Source organism: Thermomonas fusca DSM 15424, assembly GCF_000423885.1.
Lineage (GTDB): Bacteria > Pseudomonadota > Gammaproteobacteria > Xanthomonadales > Xanthomonadaceae > Thermomonas > Thermomonas fusca.
On sequence record NZ_AUIV01000037.1, the window covers coordinates 1 to 25,480 of the forward strand.

Annotated in this window: 23 protein-coding genes and 1 pseudogene; 9 read left to right on the plus strand and 15 right to left on the minus strand. The window is 63.7% G+C overall.

The window, feature by feature from the left end:
• Positions 1-125: 125 nt before the first annotated feature.
• Positions 126-1,124 (plus strand): DUF3363 domain-containing protein, encoded by a 999-nt coding sequence (locus G582_RS16660; protein WP_425476552.1) that lies wholly within the window; start codon positions 126-128, stop codon positions 1,122-1,124.
• A gap of 100 nt (positions 1,125-1,224) precedes the next feature.
• On the opposite strand, the gene G582_RS0112650 is transcribed toward G582_RS16660, so the two are convergent.
• The 14 genes from G582_RS0112650 to G582_RS0112710 form a co-directional block, all read right to left on the minus strand.
• Positions 1,225-3,597 (minus strand): phosphoketolase family protein, encoded by a 2,373-nt coding sequence (locus G582_RS0112650; protein WP_004355994.1) that lies wholly within the window; start codon positions 3,595-3,597, stop codon positions 1,225-1,227.
• Between the two features lie 42 nt (positions 3,598-3,639).
• Positions 3,640-4,848 (minus strand): acetate/propionate family kinase, encoded by a 1,209-nt coding sequence (locus G582_RS0112655; RefSeq protein WP_004355996.1) that lies wholly within the window; start codon positions 4,846-4,848, stop codon positions 3,640-3,642.
• Positions 4,849-4,902: 54 nt separating this feature from the next.
• Positions 4,903-5,424 carry a cytochrome c gene (locus tag G582_RS0112660; RefSeq protein WP_245538407.1) on the minus strand — a complete coding sequence of 174 codons (522 nt, stop codon included), beginning with the start codon at positions 5,422-5,424 and terminating at the stop codon, positions 4,903-4,905.
• A 2-nt stretch (positions 5,425-5,426) separates the two neighbouring features.
• Complete coding sequence (locus G582_RS0112665) at positions 5,427-6,620, minus strand: lipid A deacylase LpxR family protein (RefSeq protein ID WP_004356000.1); 1,194 nt, start codon at positions 6,618-6,620, stop codon at positions 5,427-5,429.
• Positions 6,621-6,625: 5 nt separating this feature from the next.
• The gene (locus tag G582_RS0112670; protein WP_004356003.1) at positions 6,626-7,492 is read right to left on the minus strand and encodes an LOG family protein; all 867 of its coding nucleotides are present in this window, start codon (positions 7,490-7,492) and stop codon (positions 6,626-6,628) included.
• Positions 7,489-8,901 carry an MBL fold metallo-hydrolase RNA specificity domain-containing protein gene (locus G582_RS0112675; protein ID WP_028840143.1) on the minus strand — a complete coding sequence of 471 codons (1,413 nt, stop codon included), beginning with the start codon at positions 8,899-8,901 and terminating at the stop codon, positions 7,489-7,491. Before G582_RS0112675 ends, G582_RS0112670 begins: the two co-directional genes overlap by 4 nt.
• Before the next feature lie 7 nt (positions 8,902-8,908).
• The gene (locus G582_RS17670) at positions 8,909-9,118 is read right to left on the minus strand and encodes a YgaP family membrane protein (RefSeq protein WP_017244801.1); all 210 of its coding nucleotides are present in this window, start codon (positions 9,116-9,118) and stop codon (positions 8,909-8,911) included.
• 20 nt (positions 9,119-9,138) lie between these two features.
• Positions 9,139-10,677 (minus strand): efflux transporter outer membrane subunit, encoded by a 1,539-nt coding sequence (locus tag G582_RS0112680; RefSeq protein ID WP_028840144.1) that lies wholly within the window; start codon positions 10,675-10,677, stop codon positions 9,139-9,141.
• On the minus strand, positions 10,674-11,792 hold the full coding sequence (locus G582_RS0112685; protein ID WP_028840145.1) for an ABC transporter permease: 1,119 nt from the start codon (positions 11,790-11,792) through the stop codon (positions 10,674-10,676). Before G582_RS0112685 ends, G582_RS0112680 begins: the two co-directional genes overlap by 4 nt.
• 4 nt (positions 11,793-11,796) lie before the next feature.
• Positions 11,797-12,966: an ABC transporter permease gene (locus tag G582_RS0112690; RefSeq protein ID WP_021249549.1), complete on the minus strand. Its 1,170-nt coding sequence runs from the start codon at positions 12,964-12,966 to the stop codon at positions 11,797-11,799.
• A complete protein-coding gene (locus tag G582_RS0112695) occupies positions 12,963-14,720 on the minus strand; it encodes an ATP-binding cassette domain-containing protein (RefSeq protein WP_425476553.1) in 1,758 nt (585 codons plus the stop codon). Before G582_RS0112695 ends, G582_RS0112690 begins: the two co-directional genes overlap by 4 nt.
• Before the next feature lie 19 nt (positions 14,721-14,739).
• Positions 14,740-15,780, minus strand: coding sequence for a secretion protein HlyD (gene hlyD, locus G582_RS0112700; protein ID WP_028840147.1), 1,041 nt, complete (start codon positions 15,778-15,780; stop codon positions 14,740-14,742).
• A 27-nt stretch (positions 15,781-15,807) separates the two neighbouring features.
• Positions 15,808-16,227, minus strand: coding sequence for a hypothetical protein (locus tag G582_RS0112705; RefSeq protein WP_021249552.1), 420 nt, complete (start codon positions 16,225-16,227; stop codon positions 15,808-15,810).
• Positions 16,228-16,294: 67 nt separating this feature from the next.
• Positions 16,295-16,903, minus strand: a complete 609-nt coding sequence (locus G582_RS0112710; protein WP_021249553.1) for a TetR/AcrR family transcriptional regulator — start codon at positions 16,901-16,903, stop codon at positions 16,295-16,297.
• A 337-nt stretch (positions 16,904-17,240) separates the two neighbouring features.
• Between G582_RS0112710 and G582_RS0112715 the strand changes: the two genes are divergently transcribed.
• The 8 genes and pseudogenes from G582_RS0112715 to G582_RS18585 all read left to right on the plus strand — a co-directional run.
• Positions 17,241-18,998 carry a PHA/PHB synthase family protein gene (locus tag G582_RS0112715; RefSeq protein ID WP_021249554.1) on the plus strand — a complete coding sequence of 586 codons (1,758 nt, stop codon included), beginning with the start codon at positions 17,241-17,243 and terminating at the stop codon, positions 18,996-18,998.
• A gap of 108 nt (positions 18,999-19,106) precedes the next feature.
• Positions 19,107-19,550, plus strand: coding sequence for a phasin family protein (locus G582_RS0112720; RefSeq protein ID WP_028840148.1), 444 nt, complete (start codon positions 19,107-19,109; stop codon positions 19,548-19,550).
• 16 nt (positions 19,551-19,566) lie between these two features.
• Positions 19,567-20,307 carry an acetoacetyl-CoA reductase gene (phbB, locus tag G582_RS0112725; RefSeq protein ID WP_211219368.1) on the plus strand — a complete coding sequence of 247 codons (741 nt, stop codon included), beginning with the start codon at positions 19,567-19,569 and terminating at the stop codon, positions 20,305-20,307.
• 68 nt (positions 20,308-20,375) lie between these two features.
• Positions 20,376-20,840, plus strand: a complete 465-nt coding sequence (locus G582_RS0112730) for a universal stress protein (protein WP_028840150.1) — start codon at positions 20,376-20,378, stop codon at positions 20,838-20,840.
• A complete protein-coding gene (locus G582_RS16665; RefSeq protein WP_083881278.1) occupies positions 20,837-21,793 on the plus strand; it encodes a bifunctional enoyl-CoA hydratase/phosphate acetyltransferase in 957 nt (318 codons plus the stop codon). Before G582_RS0112730 ends, G582_RS16665 begins: the two co-directional genes overlap by 4 nt.
• 49 nt (positions 21,794-21,842) lie before the next feature.
• Positions 21,843-22,595: an SDR family NAD(P)-dependent oxidoreductase gene (locus G582_RS0112740; protein ID WP_004358739.1), complete on the plus strand. Its 753-nt coding sequence runs from the start codon at positions 21,843-21,845 to the stop codon at positions 22,593-22,595.
• 56 nt (positions 22,596-22,651) lie between these two features.
• Positions 22,652-24,661, plus strand: coding sequence for an esterase/lipase family protein (locus G582_RS0112745; protein ID WP_051247241.1), 2,010 nt, complete (start codon positions 22,652-22,654; stop codon positions 24,659-24,661).
• A 197-nt stretch (positions 24,662-24,858) separates the two neighbouring features.
• Positions 24,859-25,155: pseudogene (locus tag G582_RS18585) on the plus strand (LysR family transcriptional regulator); the annotation flags it as partial.
• A gap of 29 nt (positions 25,156-25,184) precedes the next feature.
• Here G582_RS18585 and G582_RS0112750 read toward each other — a convergent pair.
• The coding region (locus G582_RS0112750) for an integrase core domain-containing protein (protein ID WP_028840152.1) at positions 25,185-25,480 on the minus strand (296 nt) is incomplete at its 5' end.

Here is a 25,480-nt window from a genome sequence, read left to right on the forward strand (position 1 = left end):
GGTCACGATCAAGCGAAATCAGCGGTCACGCCTTACCGAAACGACCGGTCACGGCTTAGCGAAATGGGCGGTCACGATGGGCCGAAATACGCACCCTGGGCGAGCGTGGCGACATCATCCGCACCATGCAACGGGCCATGCGCGGCGAGCCGCGTGAGCTGGCGGTATTCGAGCCGGGCGACGACGGCCGCACCATCCTCGGCCGCGTAGCCGCGAAGGGGCTGGCCGACGAGCTGCGCGATCGGGGCTATCTGGTCATCGACGGCGTGGACGGCAAGGCCCACTACGTCGCGCTCAACGCCCACGACGAGCTGGCGAACTATCCGACCGGCGCCGTGGTGGAGGTGAAGGGATCGGCCGACGTGCGCGCAGCCGACAGGAACATCACCGCACTGGCGAGCGGTGGCCTGTACCGCACTGACCATCATCTGGCCGTCGCGCAGGGTCAGGCTGTGCCGGGTCGTGATCCGCACGAAGTCGTCGCGGCCCACGTCCGCCGGCTGGAAGCCCTGCGCCGGGCCGGCATTGTGGAGCGCGTGGCCGAAGGTCTATGGAAGGTGCCGCACGATCTGCCGGAGCAGGGCCGCCGCTACGACGCGCAGCGCCTGGGCGGCGTGGCCGTGGAACTGAAATCGCACCTGCCTATCGAGCGGCAGGCCCGCGTGATCGGGGCCACTTGGCTCGACCAGCAACTAATCGGCGGCGGCTCTGGCCTGGGCGACCTGGGCTTCGGCAGCGAGGCCAAACAGGCGATGCAGCAGCGCGCCGACTTCCTGGCCGAACAGGGGCTGGTCGAGCGGCGCGGGCAGCGCGTAATCCTAGCCCGGAACCTGTTGGGCACGCTGCGCAATCGGGAATTGGCGCAGGCCGCCAAGGACATTGCGGCCGAAACCGGCCTGGAGCATCGCCCGGTGGCCGACGGGCAGCGCGTGGCGGGCATCTACCGGCGCTCCGTCAAGCTGGCCAGCGGACGCTACGCCATGCTCGATGACGGCATGGGTTTCAGCCTGGTGCCGTGGAGGCCAGTCATCGAGCAACGGCTGGGACAGCAGATCGCCGCGACGATCAAAGACGCCGGTGTGTCCTGGGATATGGGGCGGGGACGGGGGGTGTCGATCGGCTGAAGCTACTCCAAGAGAACGGTCATCGCGCCATCGCAGAGACATACTACCGGGCAGCGCTGTCGGCACACTTGATGGCTGGCATAGGGCTCGCGCACCTGGCTCACCGGATCAGTAAATCACTTGGATCGCCGATGCCATCAATAGCGGTGCGCTGTGCGCGATCGAGCAGCACCTCGCGACTCCAACCGGCTACGGTCGCTGCTGCATCCACCACATGTGCCCAGGTGCAGCGGTTGGCGAACAGCATGCCAGGGACATCGAAGGTACCGCCGCGGCTGATGTAGCCAAGGGCGCGAGTCTTGGCGGGGCCACTGTCAATGCGGCGCAGAATGCCAAGCATGGGTTCCGGGCGAGTGTGCGTGACAATCACGCGCGGCAGGCCCGATGGGAACAGTGTGCTAACGGTTACGTCGTCATCGACGAATTCAGCTTCGATGGCATCGCGTGGAATACGCAGGCGGCCGGGTTCCAGGACGACGGTGACACAGGCGCACTTGCCCAGCTCAGCGAGGTGCTGCTGTGCCTTGATTGCCTCGTCCAACTGGTAGGCGCCCAGCGCGATGAGTTGCACCTCGGCATTGGCGGGATTGCCTATCAGATGGGCTGCGCCGTCACGGATCAGACGTTGCGCCGATTCGGCGTCGAAGCGATTCTCCACGTCGCGCTTGGAGACGATCAGGCAAGCCAGCTGGCCGCGTCCAGCATAGACGTCACGCAGTGCGGCGACGGCGGTATTGCCATCCACCGGGAACAGCACGCGCGAGGTGTCAGACATTTCGCCCAGCAGGGCTTCACCGATGGTCGGATCTTGGTGCGACTGTTCGTTCTTCGCATTCTCCCAAGTGTGCGAGGTGACGATAAGCGGCACCGACAGCCAGTCAGCTGGCCGGCCGGCCTGACGCTGGTGGCGGGCGAAGATGATTTCCTGCCGTATCAGGCCAAGCATCTTGACCGCGAAGGCCTCGTAGCTGACGACCAGATTCAGTCCGCCTTTGTTGCCGAGTGCTGCCGCAGCCACAGCTTCCTCGTTGAGCGCGGTGATGATGGCGCCGTGCAAATCCTCAGGCACACCGGCTTCGGGCTCGTTGACGCGGTGCTTGAGCAGCGCCAACGTGCCGCCCATTTTGTTGCTGGCCAATTCGTCAGGGTTGCCGATACGCATGCGCAGATCGGGATTGGCCTTGGCGAATTCGACAAACCACTGATCCAGAGCCGTCATTGCACTGCCTTCGCTGCCTGGTGTCTCCCAGCATGGCTCGGGCAGTTTGGGCGCGGCGGGATAGCGATGCGCCATCGGATTCGCGCTCTCCAGCGGACGTTGTTGGGCGGCATGGCACGCGAAGGCGTCGAGTGCGGCGTTGAGTTCAACAGGCGGAACGAACAGCGCCGCCGCGCTCTCGTTGAACAGCCCGCGCATGGCGGCATCGGTGTGTGGATTGCCGCTCAGCGGCAGGTTGTGCGCGGCATTGCTGCCTGCACCGGGAAAGCCGAAGCCCTTCTCGGTCTCGGCGATCACGTAAGGCAGAGGCGCCGGATAGCGCCGATCCGGATCGGCGGCGAAGGCATGCAGCGTGTCCTCGGCTTTGAGGATCGCCCAGGCGATCGCGGACGGGTCGCGACCATCGACGATCACTGGATCAAAGCCGTTGTGGCGCACGTCTTCAGCCAGCCATTGCGCACCGCCTTCTTGCATGATCTGAGTACGCTGCTCGATGCGGCGGCCATTGAGAATCATCACCGGCACGGCGAAGCCGCTGTCCTGCGCGCGCCACCAGCGTGGTGCCCAGTCCGGGCCGCGCTGTTCCTCGAAGGCACCGTCGCTGAGAAAGGCAACCAGCGATTCGCCAGGCAGCGGCATGTGGATGTACTGCAGTTCGGCAAAGCCGAGGTAGCCGCCTTCGGACACGGCGCCGGCGGTGTTGGGGCCGGCATGGCTGCCCAGCGGCACAGCCGGGAGGCCCTGCGCATTGATGGCATAGGAATAGAAATCAGCGCACAGGCGCGACAGGCCTTCCTCACTGCGGTCGTAACGGCCCCGCTGCGCGGGCGAGATGTCGCCGGTGAGCGCATTGACGGCTTCGATGGCGGCGACGCAGTGGCCTTGGCCCATGATCCAGCCGCGCGTGCTGCCGGTGAGCGCGTTGGCGAGCAGGTAGCCGACGAAGGCCTGCACCATGTTCAGCGAGCCACCGGTGTGGCCTTCTGGCGTCAGCTTGAAGTCCTCCTCAGCCAGCAGCGCGCCGGACAGGTCAATGCGCTTCGCATAGGTCATGTGCGCGACCACGTTCATTGCCACGCAACCCAAGCGGTCGGCGGCAGCAAGCAAGGTGTAGGCTGTCGCCTCATCGGCAACGCGGCCATCGGCGATCAAACCGGCTACCAATGCATCTACACGTGCGACGGTCTCCTCGTGATGGACGATGGGGCCGTGGCCGGCAAACCAGCGCTGGCGAATGATGGAACCGGTGGTCATACGATTGTCCTTCTTTGGTGCCGATGAACCCTGCGTGGGACATCACCCGGCGATCATGAGTTTCTGCGTACAGCGTGCTGCGACCCATTCCTCGTTGGTGGGCTCCAACGCGACACGCACGCGGCTGCCAGTGGTGGAGATGACGGGGGCATTAATGGTGTTGGCATCGGCATCGAGCTTGATGCCGAGGAAGGCCAGGTCGCGGCAGACGCGCTCGCGCACGAAGGCGTTGTGCTCACCGACACCGGCAGTGAACACGAGCAGATCCAGGCCGCCCAGGACTGCGGTCAGCGCGCCGATCTCGCGCACGATGCGGCGCACGTAGAGCGCCAGCGCGATGCGGGCGCGTTCGCCAGCCTCACCGGGATCATTCTCGTGCTTTACCACCACGCGCGGTTCGGCCGAAATCCCGGAAACACCGAGAAGGCCGGACTGGTTGTAAAGCGTGCTGCCCACTTCTTCCAGCGAAAGTCTTTCGACCTCCATCAAGTAGAGCAAAGCGCCGGGATCGAGCGAGCCCGTGCGGGTGCCCATCATCAGGCCGTCAAGCGCGGAAAAGCCCATCGTGGTGGCGACGCTTTCCAGGTTCTGCATAGCGCACAAGCTGGCCCCGCTGCCGAGGTGCGCAACAATGGTGCGGCCTCGTGCCAGATCACCATGGCGCTCGGGCAGAGCGTGGCTCATGTAGTCGTACGAAAGCCCGTGGAAACCGTAGCGGCGCAGACCGCGTTCCCAGGCTGAATACGGTAGCGGCAGGATCTGCTCCACCTTCGGCAGGCTGTGGTGAAAGGCAGTGTCGAAACAGGCCACTTGCACGATGTCCGGGCGCTGCTCCAGCAAAAGTCCCATCGCCTTCAGCGGGAACGGTTGGTGCAGTGGGGCCAGCGGAATGTAGCTGCGCAGGTCGTCCAGCATCTGCTGGGTGACAAGGGTGGGGGCCCAATAGCGGCTCCCACCATGCACTACGCGATGCGCCACGGTGGTTACGCGGCGGCCATCAAGGCGTTTGCTGATGCGTTCCTGAATAAACTGCAGGGCGGCGGTGTGCGGATGCTCGGCATCCAGTTCCACCGGAAACGGCTCCACGCCGGATTCGCCGAAATTCGGTGCAGGCCCGCCGATACCTTGAACCTTGCCGTTCCAGAGCGGCGTGCGCGGCAATGGGTCGGCATCAACAGGGAATACTGCGAACTTGATGCTTGAGGAACCGCAGTTGAGCACCAGGATGAGGCTCGGCTGTGAGTTGCTCATCGTGACTCTCTCGATCGTGATGTCTTATGCGAACCGGTCTGTGAAAAATCCCTGTCAGCGTTTCCCATAGAACTGCTCCACGAACGATTGCCGGAAGCTTTGGTGGCAGGCCAGGCAGCTTTGCTGCGTTTTGGAAAACGCTGTAATCACGGCCTGGCCGTCGCCCCGCTTCGCGGCATCCCCCATGGCGGTCGCGGCGTCGTGGACGTGGCCATCGAAGTCTCGAAACTTTCCGGCATCAGTGCCAAGCCAGCCGAGGATGCGCATCTTTTCCGAAAGGGGCGGTTCGGCGTGCTTGGCGATTTTTGGCGCCAACTCGGCGACCAGCGCCCATTCTTCCTTGGAAATCGCGCCAGTGACGGCTTGCATGTCACGGCCAAGCTTCTCCATGACGGTGCGCAGTGCCATTGGTTTCGTGGCCTCTACGGACTGTGCGCCAAGTCCTGTTGCGGTAATGGCCAAGGCCACGGACAAGGCGACTGTGAAAAGCGAGCGGGTGTTCAAGGGGTGGCTCACGGGATTCTCCATGGGGGTCGTTGATGAATGTTTTGCAAACGGGCTGATGGTGGCTGGCATGCTCAAAATTCGATGCTCAGGGCAATCGATCCGAAGGCGTGGCGGCCGATCTGCTGGTCGAACTCGCGGGTTCTCCAGACGCGCATGACTGCAAGCCGCACGCCGTGCCCGGCAACAATCCATTGGCTGCTGATGCCGATGGCCGCCTGAACGACCCAGGGCCGACGGCTGACGTGGTGACTGTGGCGAAACAGGTTTCCGTCGAGCGAGAAGTCCCAGGCGACCGCCTTGGCCTCGAGGTTCAGGAAGACATGCGCGCCGGGTTTGGGCGCCAAGGCCGATTGCGGTGTTGTCGTGCGCAAATCGGCAACCGCTGAAGGTGGCCGGTTTTCCGCGCCAGGGCGGATTGGATAGCTGCCGAAGTCGTTCGGAATGTTCCAGCCGGCCCGCCATTCCACCCCGGTGCTGGCCGCGGTTTCAATGTTTCCGATCCGCAGGGCATAGCTGCCGATCACGTCGCTGTCCCATCCTGGCTGGACGGCACCCTCCGTGTACGACTTGAACTTGCGCTCCATGGCCATCTGGAACGCAGGCTCGTTGCGCAACTGGTTGTCCCAGCCGCGAAATCGCTCGATGCCACGCACCCGATGCACCAGATCCTGCGACTTCTCTGCCAGCGACCAGGGGCCGATCACGCCCAGGGTTAGTTCGCGTACGTCCAGCATTTCATAGCTGGCAGCCTGTGGGTGGATTCGGCGATTCCACGCCAGGCCCAGGTAGAGCAGGCCAGCGTACGGCCGATCGTCGGCAATCAGATCGGTACGCGTCTTGTCCTCGGGTGTGTACATAGACTGGCCAAAGCGAACGACAAGGTTTTGCGACGATGCCTGGGCGCCGGAGTCTCGCCAGAACTCGGGATCAGCCCAACCGATGAAACGGGCGTACCAACCGATCGGCCGGGGCAGGCACTCCGGGCGGAGCGCACCTTGCAGATCGCGCGACACCAAGGTCAACGCCACCCCATTGGTGTAGTTGCGGTCGGTGCCGGTGAACAAATCGTTCTCCAGGCGCAAGGTCCCGCCCCTCCAGCGCAGGGATTGCTCGGGCGGACAGTGGGAAAGATCAATCGAGAGCGGGAGTTCCGCGCTGCGGGCAGCGTTGGAACCGAGCGCCGCGCCGGCAAGCAGCAACGCGGTGGCGGCCCATATCGGCCGCGGCGTCTTGGTGCCGCGCAGGCGCGCATTCTGCTTGCCCATCCGCATCACGCTGGCCCGCCATCCACTGCCCGATCGACGTAAAAGCGTTCGAGGGCGTCGATGATTTCCTCGGCTTCGTCCACGCAGGTGAACAAGTCGAGATCCGATGGTGATACATAGCCTTCGTCGAGCAGAAGATCAAAATCGACGGCGCGGCGCCAGAATGCGCGCCCCGCAAGAATCACCGGAATCCGCTTCATCTTGCCGGACTGGATCAAGGTCAGCACCTCGAACAGCTCATCAAGCGTTCCATAGCCGCCGGGGAAGGCCACCAAACCTTTTGCGTGCAGCAGGAAATGCATCTTGCGCACCGCGAAATAGTGAAACCGGAACGCCAGCTCCGGACACATATAAGGGTTCGGCGCTTGTTCGTGCGGCAGCGTGATGTTGAGGCCGATCGAGCGTGCGCCAGCCTCGAAGGCACCACGGTTGGCCGCCTCCATGATGCCCGGCCCGCCGCCAGTGACGACGACGAAGTCACGGCGGTTCTGCTGCTGAAATCGTGCAGAGATCAGGCTTGCGAAGCGTCGCGCCTGCTCATAGTGGCGCGCTTGATCCACCCGGCGTCGGGCCTGGGCGAGTTCCCGCGCCAGCTTGGCATCGGACGGCGCGGCGCGTGTCTGTCGCTCCAGCGTGTCGCGGCGCGCAGCCGCGGTTTCGGCGTCGCTGATGCGGGCACTGCCGAAGACCACCACCGTCGAATGGATCCCTTGTTCGTGCAGGATGCGTTCGGGCTTGAGCAGTTCGAGCTGCAGCCGCAATGGCCGCAGTTCTTCCTGGCCAAGCAAGTCGATGTCCTCGTATGCGAGGCGGTAAGTGGGTGAATCGAGGATGGCGCGCAGGCGCTCGTCAGGATTTGCCGACGGGGTCATCGCTCGACCGCCAGAAAATCCGGCCAGCGCAGCACATGACCATATTCGGGCACCGTAACCTGCCAGCCGAGTTGCTGTTGCAAGAGTTCGGCGAAGGCCTGCGCGGCGGACAGTTCCCCATGCACCACGAAGGTTTGCGCCGGGGGTTGAACAAAACCCCGAGCCCAATCCAGCAACGCCTTCTGGTCGGCATGCGCGGAGAGGCCGTCCACGCTGTGGATCGCCGCACGTACCGGGATGTCCTCACCGAAGATGCGTACACGTTCGGCACCCTCGATCAGGCGCCGACCAAGCGTCCCCTGCGCCTGAAAACCGGGAAACAAGATGCTGCATTCCCGGCGCGGCAAGTTGTGGCGCAGGTGGTGCCGGATACGCCCCGCATCGCACATGCCGCTGGCAGAAATGATGATGGCCCCGGAGCGGATCCGGTTCAGCGCCATGGACTCCTCAGCGCTCGCTGTGAAACTCAGGTATGGGAGGTTCTCGCCGCGCGCGTGCCATCCTGCCAACCGTTTCGCCTGTTCGTCGAACAATTCGAGATGTTCTCGCGTGATGCGCGTGGCCTGCGTGGCCATTGGCGAATCGACGAATACCTTCGGTTGCCGCAGCCGCCCCTCGCAGGTGAGTCGGTGCAGGTGATAAAGGATTTCCTGGGTTCGGCCGACCGCGAAGGCCGGAACGATGACATTGCCGCCGCGTTCGAACAATGTCTTTTCGACGATGCCGATCATTTCCTCTTCGGTCGCCGAGAAATCCTTGTGCTGGCGGTTGCCGTAGGTGGACTCGATGACGAGGATGTCGGCGTCCTCGATGGTTGTCGGGTCGCGCAGTATCGGGCGCGCCGGTTGGCCGAGGTCGCCACTGAAAACGAGCTTTGTCGGGTAGCCATATTCGGTGACCCAGACCTCGATGATGGCCGACCCAAGAATGTGCCCGGCATCGCGGAAACGGGCGCGCACCCCGACGCGGGGCGCGAACTCCCGGTCGTATTCGATGCCTCGCACCTGCTGCAAGCAGTCGCTGGCATCCTGCAGCGTATACAGAGGCGGCAGTGCGTCCTTTCCGCGGAGTCGCTGCGCATTGCGTTTTGCATCGCTCTCCTGGATGTGGGCACTGTCGGGCAGCATCACGCCCAGCAGATCAACCGTGGCGGGAGTGGCGTAGATGGCCCCCTTGAACCCGGCGCGCGTGAGTTTTGGCAATAGCCCACTATGGTCGATATGGGCATGGGTCAGGAGCACGAAATCAATCGACGCCGGGTCGAACGGGAATGGCTCATGGTTGCGGGCCGCCGCCGTGCGGCCGCCCTGAACCATGCCGCAATCCACCAGGAAGCGTACGTTGAGCCCTTCCACCAAGAAACACGACCCGGTGACTTCGCGCGCAGCGCCCAGAAAATGCAGTTTCATGGGATGCTCACTCCGGTTTTTTCTTTTGTATCGGGCAAGTGCTCAGGCCAAGCAGACGGTAGCCCGGACAGCGGCCAGCCAGGCCGGTGATGAGGGGCATGATTCCGATGAGTCCCAGCCAACGCCAGGATGAATCCAGCCACAGCGGGAGGCTGAGCAGAACCAGTCCGACGACGATGCGGACAATGCGGTCGAGACTTCCAACGTTGATTTGCATGACGGTCTCCTTGTGTTGAGTCAACGGCTTGAAAACGCGAGGGGGGCGGTAGCGCCACGAAGCGAATGGGTTGCGGTCGGTGCCGCCGTGGATACGTCCCAGCCACCACCAAGGGCCTTGTACAGCGCCACCAATTGCACGGCGGCGTTGGTATGTGCCCGCGCGGCTGCGGTTTCGGCCTCGTGCAGGCTGCGCTGGGCGGCCAGCAGTTCGACCAGCGCGATGTCGCCTGCCGCGTAGCGCGTCCTGGCGTGGCCGTAGCTGGTGCGCGCCGCATCCAGTGACATGCCGCGGCGCGCCAAAGTATCCAGCCCGCCGTGGTAGTCGACCAGCGCGCGTTCGGCGTCGCCCAGCGCCGCTAACACGGCCTGCTCATAGGCCAGCGCAGCCTGGCGCTCGGCGGCCTCGCGTGCCCGAATTTCGGCTCGCACGCGGCCGCCGTCGAACAGGCGCCAGGAAATCAGCGGCAGGATGGAGAAGCGCGCACTGGAGGCATCGAACCAATCGCCCGTACTGAGCGCTTGGAACCCGCCACCCACACCGATGGAGAGTTTGGGAAACAGCTCGGCCGTGGCCACGCCGATGTCGGCGGAACTTGCCGCCAGGCGTCGTTCTGCGGCCAGCACGTCGGGGCGTCGGCGCAGCATGTCGGCGCGCTCGCCCACCGGCAGCGCCCGCAGCGTGCTCGGCGCCAAGGGGCCATCAAGCAGTGCCAACTCCCGCTCCGGCGGTGCGCCCAGCAGCACGCCCAGGCTGAGCACCGCGGCGCGCTGGCGCGCCTCGATATCCGGGATGAGCGCGTTGACTGCCGTCCATTGGGCGTACGCTGCCTCTACATCGGCGGCCGACGCGTCGCCCAGCGCATGCCGCAGGCGCACCAACTCCCAAGTCTGCTGCAGCGTGTCCAGCGTGGCCTGTTGTGCGTGCAACTCATAGCGGGCGCCGACGGCGTTGAACCAGGTGCGCGCGACCTCGGCCACGATGCGCATGCGTACGCCCTGTGCCTCGGCTTCGGTCGCCTGCAGGCGGGCGCTGGCGCCTTCCAGGGCGCGCCGCTTGGCCCCGAACAAGTCGGCCTCCCAGGCCGCGTCGAAGCCCGCGTCGTAGATGGTCTGCGTGGCGTCAAGACCGGGGATGGAGCCTACGGGCAAAGGGCCGTTCTCGCTTTGACGGCGCCGGTTGACGCTCGCGCCAGCGGCGGCGGTGGGCAATGCTTCGCCGGCCACACGATCGCGCAGGGCGCGCGCCTCATCGATGCGTGCCGCAGCCTGGCGCAGATCCAGGTTCTGTGCCAGCGCCGTGACCATCAGGCGATCGAGGACGGGATCATCCAGTGCAGACCACCATTGGCTTAAGTCTGCGGATTGGGATGCGCTTGCCAACGGCAGAGTCCAGCCGCTGCCGATGTCGACCGGCGGTGGCTCGCGGTAGTCGGGGCCCACGGTTGCGCAGGCAGTCAGCAGCACGCAGGACAGTGCCAGCGCGAGGGGACGTACGCGCCCAGGGGTCAGGCCGGTGGCGGTTGCGCGAAGAAAGGGTGTGCGGGTCTTGGATTTCATTGCAGGCGTCCTCGGACGAATACGGTGGCCATGGTCAACGTGGCGAGGGAGATGACCGCCAGCGGCCACAGGCTGGCGAGAATGTCACCGGTCGGCATGGCCTTGAGAAAGCTGCCTTCGACGATGATCAGGAAGTGGGTCAGCGGAATGGCCTGAGCCAGCCATTGCAGGACGACGGGCATGTTTTCCACAGGCGTGGCAAAGCCGGACATCAGCACCGCCGGAATACCGACGGCGAACGCGCCCAGGATGGCCTGCTGCTGGGTCATGCTGACGGCGGAAATCATCAGGCCGATGCCAACCACTGAGGCGATGAACAGCACCAGGCTGGCAAGCAGCAGCGCGAACGAGCCCGTGAACGGGATGCCGAACAGGAAGACGCCCGCGCTGATCATGAACAGGCCCAGTAGCGTGCCGATGGCCAGCGCCGGCAGGGACTTGGAAATGATGATTTCCGGCGTCGAGGTGGGCGACACCAGCAACTGGTCGAAGGTGCCGAGCTCGCGTTCGCGCGCTATCGATAACGAGGTGATCATCAACGAACTGAACAGCGCCAGGATGCCCGTGAGGCCGGGCACGATGTACCAGCGATAGACCAGGTTCGGATTGAACCAGTGGCGCACGACGACCGGCGTCGGCGCTTGCGCGTCGGGCACGACCTCAGCGCCGACCTCAGCAGCGATGGTGGACAGATAGGCCACAGTGATTTGGCCCGAGTTGCTGCGCCGGCCATCGACCAGCACCTGCGCGCGGCCGCTGTCACCGGCGGCGATGGCGCGCGAGAAATCGACGGGAATAGCGAGCGCGGCGATCACCTCGCCGCGGTCGATCAGTTCGTGCAGCTGCAGCTGGCTGTCGACATGCCGGACGTGGGTGATGAAGCGGGCACTGTCGAGGCGCTGCACCAGTTCGTGTGACCAACGCCCGGCGTCCTGGTTGTAGACGGCAATGTCGACGTTGCGCACCTCCAGCGTCGCGGCAAAGGCGAAGACCAGCAGTTGCAGGATGGGCGGCGCGAACACCACCATGCGGCTGCGCGGGTCGCGCAGCACGCTGAGCACTTCCTTGATGAACTGGGCGCGCAGGCGGGTGAACGAGAATGCAGCGAAGAACATCGGTTCACTCCAGGTTTTTGCGCGTGGCGCGCTTGGCGATCACGAAGAACAGCGCACCGATCGCCGCCATGGCCGCCAGGTTGGGCAGGAAGACGGCCCAGATGTCGCCGGCCAGGAACACTGTCTTGAGCGAATCGACGAAGTAGCGCGCCGGAACCGCCCGGGTGATGGCCCGGATCGGTGCGGGCATCGCGTCGATCTCGTACAGGAAGCCCGACAGCATGAAAGCCGGCAGGAAGCCCGAGAACAGCGCGATCTGCGCCGCCAGGAACTGGTTGCGCGCCAGTGACGAGATCAGCAGACCCTGGCCCAGCGCCGGCACCATGAACACCGCCGACAGCAGCAGCAGCGCTGCCAGCGAGCCCCGCATCGGCACGCCGAACACGAACACCGCCAGCGCCGCGGCGCCAAGCGTGGACAGCATGCCGAGCACGAAGTACGGCAGCAGCTTGCCGATCAGGATTTCGGCCACCGAGGCCGGTGTGGACAGCACCGCCTCCATGGTTCCGCGCTCCCATTCGCGCGCCACCACCAGCGCCGTTAGCATGGTGCCGATGATGGTCATGACGATGGCGATGGCTCCGGGAATCAGCGCTTGACGGCTTTCCAGCTCAGGGTTGAACCAGTAGCGCGGCTCCAGCACTACGGCCTGCGGCGGCGCCGCGACATCGAGCCCGGCGCGCCAGGTCTGGACCACGCCGCGCGCATAGTTCTCGACGTAGTTCGCGGTGTTGGGGTAGGAGCCGTCGGTGATGATCTGCACCAGCGGTTCGCTGCCACGCTGCGCCAGGCGCTGCTCGAAGTCCTGCGGGATCACCACGTAGCCGCGCAGGTCGCCGGAGATCAGTTGATCGGCCACTTCGCGCCGGTCATGGGCGAAATAGGCATCCAGGAAGCGCGTACCGGCAAAGGCCGCCGCAAGCTCTTGCGCCGCAGCGCCGGGCGACTCCAGCACCACGCCGACACGGACATTCTTCGCATCCAGCGACACCGCATACGCGAACAGCAGCAGCAACACCACAGGCAGCACGAACGCAATCAGCAGCGTCGAGGGATCGCGCAGCGCCTGGTAGCTTTCCTTGGTGACCAGAGCGATGAGGCGCCGCAGGTCGAAACGGCGCAAATCAGCCTGCGCGGTGCTATCCGCATTTTTGTGAGGTGCAGCGACGCTCATTTGGCGACCTCCATTTCACGTTCGGCGGACTCCACCAGATGAATGAAGGCATCCTCCATGGTCGGATCAGGACGTTCCGAACTGATGGCGATCCGCTTGAGTGCGTCGGGCGTGTCCAGCGCAATCAGGCGCGCGCGCGACAGCATGGCCACGCGGTCGCAATACTCGGCCTCGTCCATGAAGTGGGTGGTGACCATGATGGTCACGCCCTTTCGCGCCAGGCCGTTGATGTGGGTCCAGAATTCGCGCCGGGTGATGGGATCTACCCCTGAAGTGGGTTCGTCCAGAAACAGCACCGGGGGCCTGTGCATCAGCGAGCAGGCCAATGCCAAGCGTTGCTTGTGCCCCAGCGGCAGGGAATCGGGTGTCGAGGACAGCCAGCCGCCCAGATCAAAGGTGGCGATCATTTCCTCGATGCGTTCGCGCCGGGTTTCACCTTCCAGCCCGTAGACGCCGGCCGAAAATTCCAGGTTCTGCCGCACCGAAAGCAGGCCGTAGAGTGAGAACTTCTGCGCCATGTAGCCGAGTCGGCTCTTGGCTGCGCCGGTGGCGCGGCGCAGATCGTGCCCCACCACTTGCGCCTCGCCCGCAGTGGGCTTGAGCAGGCCGCACAGCATCTTGAAGGTAGTGGATTTGCCGGCGCCATTGGGCCCAAGCAGGCCGAAGATTTCACCCTTTTGCACTTCGAAGCTGACGTTGTCGGTGGCCGTGAATTCGCCGAAGCGCTTGGTGAGATTGCGGCAAGACACCGCAATGTCGGAACCCAGCTCGACCGGCGACAGGCGCTCGGCGAGCTGCGATGTACCGCCGGGGCCGCCGCCGAGAAGATCGATGAAGGCGTCTTCGAAGCGGGCCGGCACTTGGGCCAGGCTCACTTGGGCCTGATCCGCCAGCTGTTGTACGTCCTGCACGGTCGCGCCCTCGCGCAGCACCACGCGGACACCAGCGCCCTGAATCACACCATCGCTGACGCTGGGCAAATCCAGGACTTTCGTCAGGACTGCTCGGCGTTCGGTGCCGACATCTTCGAGACGGAAGCTCCGGCCTTTGAGCTGCGCGGTCAGCTCTTGCGGTGGGCCGTCGAAGAGCAACTGGCCTTCGTTGAGCAGAAGCACGCTTTCGCAACGCTCGGCCTCGTCCAGATAGGCGGTGGACCAGACCACCGCCATGCCCTCATCGGTCAGGGCCTGCACCATGCGCCACAAATCCTGGCGGCTGACCGGGTCCACCCCGACTCCAGGCTCGTCCAGCAGCAGCACCTTGGGTCGCGCCATGAGCGCACAGGCAAGGCCGAGCTTTTGTTTCATGCCGCCGGAGAGCTTGCCGGCCAGGCGCTTGGTGAAGGGCGCGAGGCGCGTGAAATCCAGCAATTCGGCGAACAGCGCGGCGTTGCGATCCGCATCCATGCCGCGCAACTGCGCATACAGCCGCATGTTCTCCATCACCGACAGGTCTTCGTACAGGCCGAAGCGCTGCGGCATGTAGCCGCTGGCGACGTGGATCGCGTCGTTGTCCTTGACCACGTCGAAGCCGGCCAGAGTGACACGGCCAGCATTGGGCACCAGGAGCCCGGTCAGAATCCGCATCAGCGTCGTCTTACCGGCGCCATCGGGGCCGACCAGTCCCGTCAGCCGCCCATAGTGGATGCGTGCGCTCAAGCTCCGCAGGGCCTTTACGTCGCCAAAATGCTTGTTCAGGCCTTCGATGACGACGGCGGCGTTATCGGCGCTGGCGCTTGTAGGCGTGGTGGCCATGGCCGTGTTCGCCTGCATCTCAACGCTCCCCCACGCGCGCGCCAGAGACTGGTTTGGCATCGACCGCTATCGTCACCGGCATGCCCTGGCGCAAGGCGGCGTCGGCATCGGCTTCGTCGATGACGATGCGCAGGCGATAGACCAGATCCGTGCGCAAGTCCGTTGTCTCCACCGTCTTGGGCGTGAACTCGGCGCGCGGCGAGATGAAGCCGATCTGGCCGCGATAGACCTTCTCCGAAGAATCGCTCTTGACGCGCACCGCCGTGCCGGGCGCGATGCGCCCCAGATCCGGCTCACCCACGTAGGCGCGCACATACACAGGCTTATCCAGACTCAGGCTGTAGACCGTGCTCTGGCTCGCGACCATGCTGCCGGGTTCGCGCACCCGCGCGATGACGGTTCCGTCGCTGGGCGACGTCAATTCGGTGTCCGCCAGGGACGTAGTGGCTTGCGCTGCTGCTGCCTGCGCGGCCGCCAGACGAGCCTCTGCCGCGGCGATGTCCTCTTTGCGAAAACCTTCGATTGCTTGCGACAAGGCGGCCTTGGCTGCTTCGGCGCCCGCGGCGGCCTGATCCCTTGCGGTGCGGGCGGCATCGACCGTACGCTGGCTGCTGGCGCCCGATGCCAGCAGGCCGCTCTGGCGCTGAAAATTGCGCTCGGCCTCGGTGACGAGCGCCTGAGCTTTCTTAAGCGCCTCGCGTGCCTGGGTGATCTCCTGCGGCCGCAGGCCACGGCGCAGCTTGGCCAGTTCCGCCTGCGCCACCTGCACCTGGGCCTGTGCCGCCACAAGGGCGTCCCGATACGGTTGCGCGTCGAGCGCGGCCAGGCGCGCGCCGGCGCGGACGGCATCACCCTCATCGAAAGCCATCTGCATCACGCGCCCGGGCTGGCGGAAGGCCAGTTGCACCTCGCGGATGTCTACGTTGCCGTAGAGGCGCAACGCATCTTCCTTGTTACGGTCGCGCGATAGCCAGAACGCCAGTGCGCCGCCAAGAGCGATCACGACGACAGCGATCACGGCCCAACGAATTTTTTTGATGGAGAGGTTTGGAGTGGTCATTGAAGGGTTTCCGCTAGATAAATATGTTCAGTGCTCGCGCGCGGTCGGCACATTCGCCGCTGACCGGCGCCAAGCCATGGCCGCTATGCCCGCCCACACCAGCGTGCGCAGCGTCATGGCCGCCGCCGTCCGCCGCTCCCAGGCGCCACCCAGAACCACATGCACTCCGAAAGCCAGGAACACGAGCGCACTCGCCACCGCGATGGCAACCGCCAACCACATAGCCCAGCGCCGGCGCATCCACAAGCCAACGCCCGCGACGATGTAGGCGAAACCGGCCAGAAAATTGAACCAGAGCACGAACGGCACATAGTGGCCGGCTGCCTGGCGCGCCGCACCGTCGACAAACAGCACTGCGCCACCTTCCTGGAGGGTCAGCAGGCCAAATCCGATGGCAATCAAGGAAATCACACGCATCCAGATCGCGCGTCCGCTGTGTGCCGTCATGTTTGTTGCTCCCGATTTATCGAAGGGTTTGGAGGTCGCAGTCGCGCTTGCGGAGCAGACGGATCCTTCATTTGGTGCTTTCGATGCCACGCCGATAGATGGCAAACACGCCCGGCGCGTCTCGCCGAATGCGACTGACCTTGCCGGCCAGCAGCGACTGCATGACGAGTCCCTGGATCGTGCCGATGAACAACACGGCGGCGGCATCCACATTCAGATCCGCATCCAACTCGCCCTGCACCTTGCCGGCTTCCATCAAACGGCGCAGGCGCTGTTCGTATTGACGAATCAAGGTCTGCACCATCCGCTTGGCGAGTGTCTCGCCGGAGCGCTGCAGCTCTCCGAACAGCATGCGCGGCACGCCGGGATGCTTGGCCACGAAGTCGATGTGCGCCATGAACATGGCTTCGAGCGCCGCGGCAGGTGACTTAGCGCCTTCGGCCGCCTTGTCCACGCGTACCAGCAGACGCTCGCCGACCCAGGTCATCGTTGCCTCCAGGATCGCGTCCTTGTTAGGGAAGTGACGAAACAACGCGCCCTGCGTCAAACCCATTCGATCGGCGATGGCCGTGGTCGTGATATCGGCCGGGTTTTGCTCCGCTGCCAAGTCGACCACGGCTTGCACCGTGGCTGCACGCCGCTCTTCGGCGGACAGATATTGAGGACGTTCGCTCATCGCTCAGACTCCATAAAGTAAGTGACCTATTACTATCCTAACACGCAAATTAACCAGGACGCAAGATCAGAAAGCAGACAGGCTGTTGCGGTAAGGGCCAGCTCTTGTCCATCCGGTGCGCTCAACGACCGACTTTGATGAATCTCAAGAAGCGAGCGCGCCATTCAAGCGGTTGACGAGGCATTCGACTGACAAGTCGGCTAGTTCGTTGAGGGTGCGGGAAGTTGATTCGCCGGGGCGCCAGTGGAAATTCATCCCACATGGCCAGCAAGGCTTGCATCTTTTCCTGCAAGCGATAAGATAGTAATAAGTCACTTGCTAAATGAGATGATCAAACATGAACCCCCTTGCCACGTCTGACAAGTCCGTGCCGGCACCATCCGAAATCTTTCACCCCGATGTCCTGGATACGCTGGCGAACGCCTGGCGGGCGCGCGCCACTGGCGGGCTGTCGCCGGCTGCGGGTTTGCTGGCTTGGTACGACTGGGCGCTGCACCTGAGCCTTTCACCGGGCAAGCAGCGCAGCCTGATCGAAAAAGGGCTGCACAAGCAGCAACGCCTGGCGCGCTACGCCGCGCACGCTGCAAGCGCTCAGGGCTGCCCAACGTGCATCGAACCGCTGGAGCAGGATCGGCGCTTCGCGGCTCCGGCCTGGCAGCAGTGGCCGTTCAACGTCATTCACCAAGGGTTCTTGCTGCAGCAGCAGTGGTGGCACAACGCCACCACCGGCGTGCGTGGCGTGTCGCGCCATCACGAGAACATGGTCACTTTCGCGGGGCGGCAGTGGCTGGACATGTGGTCGCCTTCGAATTTCGTCTGGACCAATCCGGAAGTGCTGGAAGCCATCAGAGCCAGCGGCGGCGCCAACCTGTGGCGCGGCGCCATGAACTTCTTCGACGATGCGCAGCGTCTCGCGCTTGAGGATGCGCCGGCCGGGGTCGAAGGCTTCGAGGTTGGCAAGGACGTGGCGGTCACGCCGGGAAAGGTGGTGTTCCGCAACCACCTCATCGAGCTGATCCAGTACACACCCACGACACCCGATGTGTATGCCGAGCCGGTGCTGATCGTGCCCTCGTGGATCATGAAGTACTACATCCTAGACCTGTCGCCACACAACTCGATGGTGAAGTACCTGGTCGACCAAGGGCACACGGTGTTCATCATTTCATGGAAGAACCCGACCGTGGTCGATCGTGACCTTGGCCTGGAGGATTACCGGTGGCTGGGGGTCATGGATGCGCTGGACACGGTCACGGCCATCGTGCCCGAGCGCAAGGTGCAGGCGGTTGGCTATTGCCTGGGCGGCACCTTGCTGACGATCGCCGCTGCTGCGATGGCGCGCGACGGCGATGATCGGCTGCACAGCTTGACGTTGCTGGCGTCGGAGACCGATTTCCGCGAGTCGGGCGAAATCGCACTGTTCATCGACGACAGCCAGTTGGCTTGGCTAGAAGCCGGGATGTGGGACAAAGGCTATCTCGACGGCAAGCAGATGGCCGCATCTTTCCAGATGCTCAACTCGCGCGACCTGATCTGGTCCCGCCGCGTGCGCGAGTACCTGCTGGGCGAACGCCAGCAGTTCAATGACCTGATGGCCTGGAACGCCGACGTGACGCGCATGCCATATCGCATGCACAGCGAGTACCTGCGGCGCCTGTATCTGAACAACGATCTGGCCGAGGGGCGCTACCAGGTCGGCGGACGGCCGGTGGCGATCGCCGACATCGAAGCGCCGATGCTCATCGTCGGCACGGTGCGCGATCACGTCGCCCCTTGGCCATCCGTCTACAAGATGCACCTGCTCAGTGATGCGGAGCTGACCTTCGTCCTCACCAGTGGCGGGCACAACGCCGGCGTGGTCAGCGAGCCGGGGCACCCGCGGCGCAGCTACCAGATGGCGACTCGCAGCACCGGCGCCCGCTACGTTGATCCACAAACATGGCGCGCCGAAACCCCACTGAACGAGGGCTCCTGGTGGCCGGCCTGGCAGCAATGGCTGGCGCGGCGCTCGACCGGGCGTGTGACGCCGCCTGCGATGAGCGGCACGCAAACACCGCTTGGTGATGCGCCGGGAACCTATGTGGCAATGCGATGACATGACGCCCCGAGGCCTCAATTCAGCCACCCGACTTCGACCGGGACACTCCTGCGGGATGGCCCATACCCGCCCTAATGGGGCATCTAATGACCGTGGAGCAATGAAATGAACAGTGAACTGCCCATCCAACTTTACAAGGCCAATGCCGAACTGCAGCTTCAGATCACCCGTTTGCTGCAAGAAAGCGGCCATCACTGGCTGGAAGCCATGCAACAGATCAGCGCTGGCAGCATGCTAGAGACCACCTCGCGCATCCAGAACCTCCAACAGGCGGCCGACTGGCAGGCGCTTGCAACCTTGCCGACCGAGGTGTTCTGGCGCCTGTCCCAGGGCCGCATGGGCGATACCCAAGCGGTCGGCCAGGCCGCCGCGAAAAGCCAGGCAGTCTTTGCCGATGGCTTGCGCCAATCGCTCTCGGCCTGGCAGGCATCCGTCTCCGAGGCATTCGGCGCCAGTGGTGACACAGCCTCTTTTGCCCAGCTTTGCCAGCAATGGGCCCAGCCCTGGACCGCGCCATCCACTGCGCCCCAGGGCAAAGCCAAGAAGTGAAGAGGTTGCCATGAGCATCCCTCAACGAACGGCCTTGGTGACCGGAGGCAACCGGGGACTGGGCGCTGCGATCGCCCGTTCCCTGCACGATGCCGGCCACCGCGTGATCGTCACGCATACGCCAGGCAACCCCACGATTGACCAGTGGCAGCACACGCAGGCGGCGCAGGGCTACGGATTTGCGGCCTACGGGGTGGATGTGTCCGACTACGAGTCGGCGCAGGAGCTGGCGCGGCGCATTCATGTCGATGGACATCGTATTGACATCCTGGTGAACAACGCCGGTATCACCCGCGACGCGACCTTGCGCAAGATGGACAAGGTCGGCTGGGATGCCGTACTGCGTACCAACCTGGATTCCATGTTCAACGTCACCAAGCCGTTCATCGATCCGATGGTCGAGCGTGGCTGGGGTCGCATCATCAACGTCTCGTCGATCAATGGCAGCAAGGGCCAGTTCGGGCAGACCAACTATTCGGCGGCCAAGGCCGGGGTCCATGGCTTTACCAAGGCGCTGGCGCAGGAAGTGGCTCGCAAGGGCGTAACGGTCAACACCGTGTCGCCAGGTTATCTGGCCACCGAGATGGTGATGGCCGTGCGCGAGGACGTACGCCAGAAGATCGTTGATGCGATTCCGGTTGGTCGCCTCGGTCAGCCGGCCGAAATCGCGGCACTGGTGACTTTCATAGCCAGTGAGGCCGCTGCTTTCATGACTGGCAGCAACGTGGCGATGAACGGCGGCCAGCACATGTCATGAGTCAGGGAACCCGCGGCGCCAGCGGGTGGTTTCCAACGCGGGCAGTCCACAGCTCTTGGAGGAGTTCCATGTATTCCCGATTTCTGGTGCCGCTGGACGGCAGTCCTACATCCCTTCTGGCCCTTGATCATGCGCGCGCCTTGGCCCACCTGAGTGGCGCCACTGTGATCCTGCTGCATGTCGTCGAGCCGGCTCATCACACCAAGGGCTTCGAACGTCCCAAGGTCTATATGGAAGACGTCCGTCCGCGCTTCATGGCGGCCGGCCAGGCCTTGCTGGATGAGGCCGCCAACGGATTGCGTCAGGACGGACTTGCCGTGGAGACGGTGCTTCTTGAAAGCGGTGCCGAGCGCGTATCGGAACAAATCGCCAAGCAGGCCGAGGCGAGTGCGTGTGATCTGGTCATCCTGGGCACCCACGGGCGTCGCGGCGTGGATCGGCTGCTGCTCGGCAGCGACGCGGAGCAGATCGCGCGCATCGCGCCGGTTCCCGTGATGCTGGTACGCCAACCGCACCGCAAAGGAATCACATGAACGAACAAACTTCTGAACACGTTAGTGCCGTTGCTCCCAGCGGTGTCGCGCGTCTCATCGCCCATGTCAAAGCCATGGCCCCGGTGCGCACTGCCGTCGTGCACCCCTGCGACGCGCTCAGCCTGGGCGGTGCACTGGACGCACGCGATGCCGGCATCATCACGCCAGTGCTGGTGGCGCCGCTTGCCAAGCTGCGCGCCGTTGCAGCCGATTTCGGGCTGGATCTGGGGGACAGTGAGATCGTTGATGTGCCGCACAGCCACGCTGCCGCGGCCACCGCCGCCAGGCTGGCTGGCAAGGGCGAGGTGCAGGCACTGATGAAAGGCAGCTTGCACAGCGACGAGTACCTGGGCGCCATTCTGGCCCCCGAGGCTGGCCTGCGCACCGAGCGCCGCTTGACGCACTGCTACATCATGCAGACGGCCAGCTACCCCCGGCCCTTCATCATCACCGACGCCGCCATCAACATCGCTCCGTCGCTTGAGGACAAGGCCGATATCGTGCGCAACGCCATCGATCTGGCGCACGTCATCGGTGTGGCCGAACCCAAAGTCGCCATCCTGGCGGCGGTGGAAACGGTGAACCCTCGCATGCGCTCGACGCTGGATGCGGCAGCCCTGTGCAAGATGGCCGACCGCGGCCAGATCACAGGGGGCCTAGTCGACGGGCCGCTGGCCTTCGACAACGCGGTCTCGCCCGAGGCTGCGCAAGTCAAGGGCATCCGGTCGGCCGTGGGAGGGCAGGCTGACGTGCTTGTTGTGCCTGATCTGGAAAGCGGCAACATGCTGGCCAAGCAGCTTGAGTTCCTGGGCGGTGCCGAGAGCGCCGGCATCGTCATGGGCGCGCGTGTGCCCATCGTGCTCACCAGCCGCTCCGACTCGCGCACCACGCGCCTGGCGTCCTGCGCCATTGCACTCATGCTGGCCGAACGCAGGCGCGCCGCGCCGCCGTGAGGCGCTTGCGCCACCGATTCAACCCGCATTTCAAAATGGAGTCTTCACCATGAAATACAGCTTCAAGGGCAACAGCGCCATCGTCAGCGGCGGTGGCTCCGGCATCGGCGAGGCGACGGCCCGTCTGCTGGCCGCCAACCGCGTTCAGGTTGTTGTCTCCGACATCGACCTTGAGGCCGCACGGCGCGTGGTGGAGGCCATCGACGCCGCCGGCGGCCGCGCCGTGGCGCACGCCGGCAACACCGCCCGTCCCGACGACGCACAAGCAGCGGTGCAGTGCGCACTCGAACATTTCGGCGCCCTGGATCTGGCATTCAACAATGCCGGTATCAGCGGTACGCTCAAACCTGCGGGAGAACTGGCGGCGGACGAGTGGCAGCACGTCATCGACGTCAATCTCTCTGGTGTTCAATATGCCCTGCGGGCGCAGATTCCGGCCATGCTGGCCGCCGGTGGTGGTGCCATCGTCAACATGTCGTCCATCCTCGGCCTGGTTGGCAGCGCTACCGCCCCAGCCTACGTCGCCGCCAAGCATGGTGTCACCGGCCTCACGCGTTCAGCGGCGCTGGCCTACGCGGCGCAGGGCATCCGCATCAACTCCATCCACCCGGGCTATATCGATACGCCGCTGCTCAAAGTGTTGGACGAGGCGACGTTGGCGGCGCTCAAGGGCATGCACGCAATCGGGCGCCTGGGCCAGTCCGAAGAGATCGCCCACGCTGCCTGCTTCCTGCTCTCCGAGGGCGCCAGCTACATGTGCGGCAGCGCGCTGGTGGTCGATGGCGGCTATACCGCCGCTTGAAATTACGGTCGCGGCTGAGGTCGGCAACGCCGGTGCAGCATCAAGGTGTGAGACAGGTGGCCTTTGCATTCTCTTTGCGGTGGTCGATCGTGATCGTTGCCGTGTTCGCACTTGGCGGCTGCGCGATTGTCAGCGAGTTCAAGCCCTCTGTGACTGTACGCGCAATGGCACCGGATGAATACGTTGCGCTACGGCGGGGCGATGTCCTCGGCACGGGAAAACTGAGTGCGTTGACTGTGCAGGCCCTCCGCGTCGCCGAAATTGATGAACGGGCCTGCGCAAAGAGCACCTCACTTGCTTGTATTGCGGCGATAGCCGCAGTCAAGGACATGGACGAAGAGACCAAGACATCGGCTCTGGCTGAGCTTTGGTTGCAGCATGCCGTGTCCATTTCAATGTCGGCTCCTTACACCGAATCCTCCTCCACTTCAGCTTGGATCGAGACGGCACGGTATGCGTATGCCTATCTCTTCTTTACCAGGCGTGTACCCGGCGAACGCGCGTTTGAGGAGCGGCAGACGCAGGTGCGCGACTGGTACAACTACGCAGTACAAAAAACGGTCGCACAGCTGTTTGGCGTACGCCAAGGGACACCGGATGCGAAGGCTGTGAAGGCCAAAGGTGTGCTGCGTTTGGGTGATTGGGCTTTGCGAGTTGACCTGAATGCTCGCCTGCCGAACGGCGTGGCAATGCCGCGTGAGTTGTTGCCTGCCAGTGCACTGAGATTCCAAGGTCTGCGCGGCATCTACCGTAGGGATGGCCTGGGCGCTGAACTGGTGGCCGTAACCGATGCCCAGTCGTTAACCAATCACAACGGGTTACCCACCGGAGATGATTTTTCGAAGAAATCCACCGCCTGGAACGAAATGCCCACCCCCAACGTGACGGTAGTGCTCCGCTTCGACGTGCGCTCTATGGAGGAGCTGCTGGCCTCGCACGAACTCGTCGTTGCGGTGTATGACCCGCTGGTCCAAGACTATTTGTCGCTCCATGGGCAACGCGTTCCGCTGGCTGGCAATTTCACAGCTGGCTATGGTCTGTGGCTGGCACGCTCGGAGTTCAATCGGCAATCGTTGTTGGGTCTGCTTGGGCGTGACCGTGGAATCGATCAGCCGCGCCTGTATCTGATGCAGCCATTCGATCCACAGCGGCGCATCATCGTGATGCTGCATGGACTGGCGAGCAGCCCCGAGGCTTGGGTCAACGTGGCCAATGAACTTCTGGCCGACGAAGAACTGCGGTGCGCCTTCCAAGTCTGGCAGGTCTATTACCCCACGAACATGCCGCTGCCAGCCAATCATGCGGCAATCCGACAAGTTCTGCTGGCCGCTTTGCATCACTTCGACCCGGAGGATAAAACCGCAGCTTCACACGGGCTGGTGTTGGTTGGGCACAGCATGGGCGGAGTGCTCGCGCGGTTGATGGTCTCCACGTCGGATCAGCAATTGTTGAAATGGGCCGAATCGGATCCGAGGATCGATCTGGATCGTTTTGGCAAGAGCCGCGCCAAAATTGACCCTCTCCTGCAATTTCAGCCATTTCGAGGTGTTGAGCGGGTGATATTCATCGCCACGCCCCACCGTGGAACCGTGGTTGCCGGCCAAGGGTTTGGGCGCTGGGTGGCCGGATTGGTCCGCTTGCCGCTGAAGCTGCTGGAAGCGCTCGCTGGCGCCATTCCGGCTCGCGCCGACACCATGGGAACAACCCAGGAAACGCTCCTGGAGCGCATTCCCAACAGCATTGATCAGCTCGACGAAAAGGATCCCTTTGTCAAAGCCGCAGCAGAGCTTCCTATCTCGGATCGGGTGTCATATCACTCGATTATCGCCAGGCAGAACACCGATGGTTCTCTTGCGGACTCCGACGACGGCCTGGTTCCGTACAGAAGTGCCCATCTGGAGGGGGCCGCATCGGAAAGGATCATCGTGTCCGGGCACAGCGTGCAGGAGACCGCTGCGTCAATCGCAGAGATCAGGCGAATCCTGCGTGAAGACATTGCAAGACATCAGTTGACAATCGCAGATATTCCTCCCGCCGAAAGGAGGGGGACTTGCCTCGCCTATTAATCGATTCAGTCATTGTTTTTTGATACTTTAGTGAGTAACATATCACTAGCTTTTCTCTAATTCAATTTGGACTGCTTGCATCGCAACCGAGACACTTTCGGTTCGGAGGGACAGCGTCCCTGGTGTGCTCATATGAATGAAGCATCAGACCGCACCCCATAGAACGTGGACGATCTGACACGCTAGGAAGGGCATAAGTGGAATTGCGCCACCTTCGATGTTTCATCGCTGTCGCGGAGGAGCTTCATTTCGCTCGTGCCGCTGAACGGCTACACATCGACCAATCGCCGCTGTCTCGCACCATCAAGGAACTGGAGGAAGAACTTGGTGCGCGCCTGTTCGTTCGCACTACCCGCAGCACGCAACTGACCCGTGCAGGTCGATTGCTCTTGGAACACGTACCGCGCATCTTTACTGCGCTGGAGCAAGCCCGCGATAGCGTCAGGTCTGCTTCCAATGGCTATCACGGGCAATTGCGCATTGCCTTGTCCGATTGACCTGCCCCCAGTAGCCGTACCAGCCATTACTGGGAGAGCCCGGGGTTGAAGGGTACTGCGGTGGGGTTGGTTTGGGTTCGATGATTGGCGGCAAACTGGGCCGGCGGGATGCGTCCGCAACTGCTGTGCGGTCGGACTTGGTTGTAGTCGCGGCGCCACTCGGCGAGGACGTCGCGGGATTGAGCCAGCGACGTGAACCAGTGCTCGTTGAGGCACTCGTCCCGGAACTTGCCGTTGAAGCTCTCGATGTAGCCGTTCTGCATGGGTCGGCCAGGCTCGATCAGCAGGTGTTGGATGCCGTGCTGCTGCGTCCATGCGATGA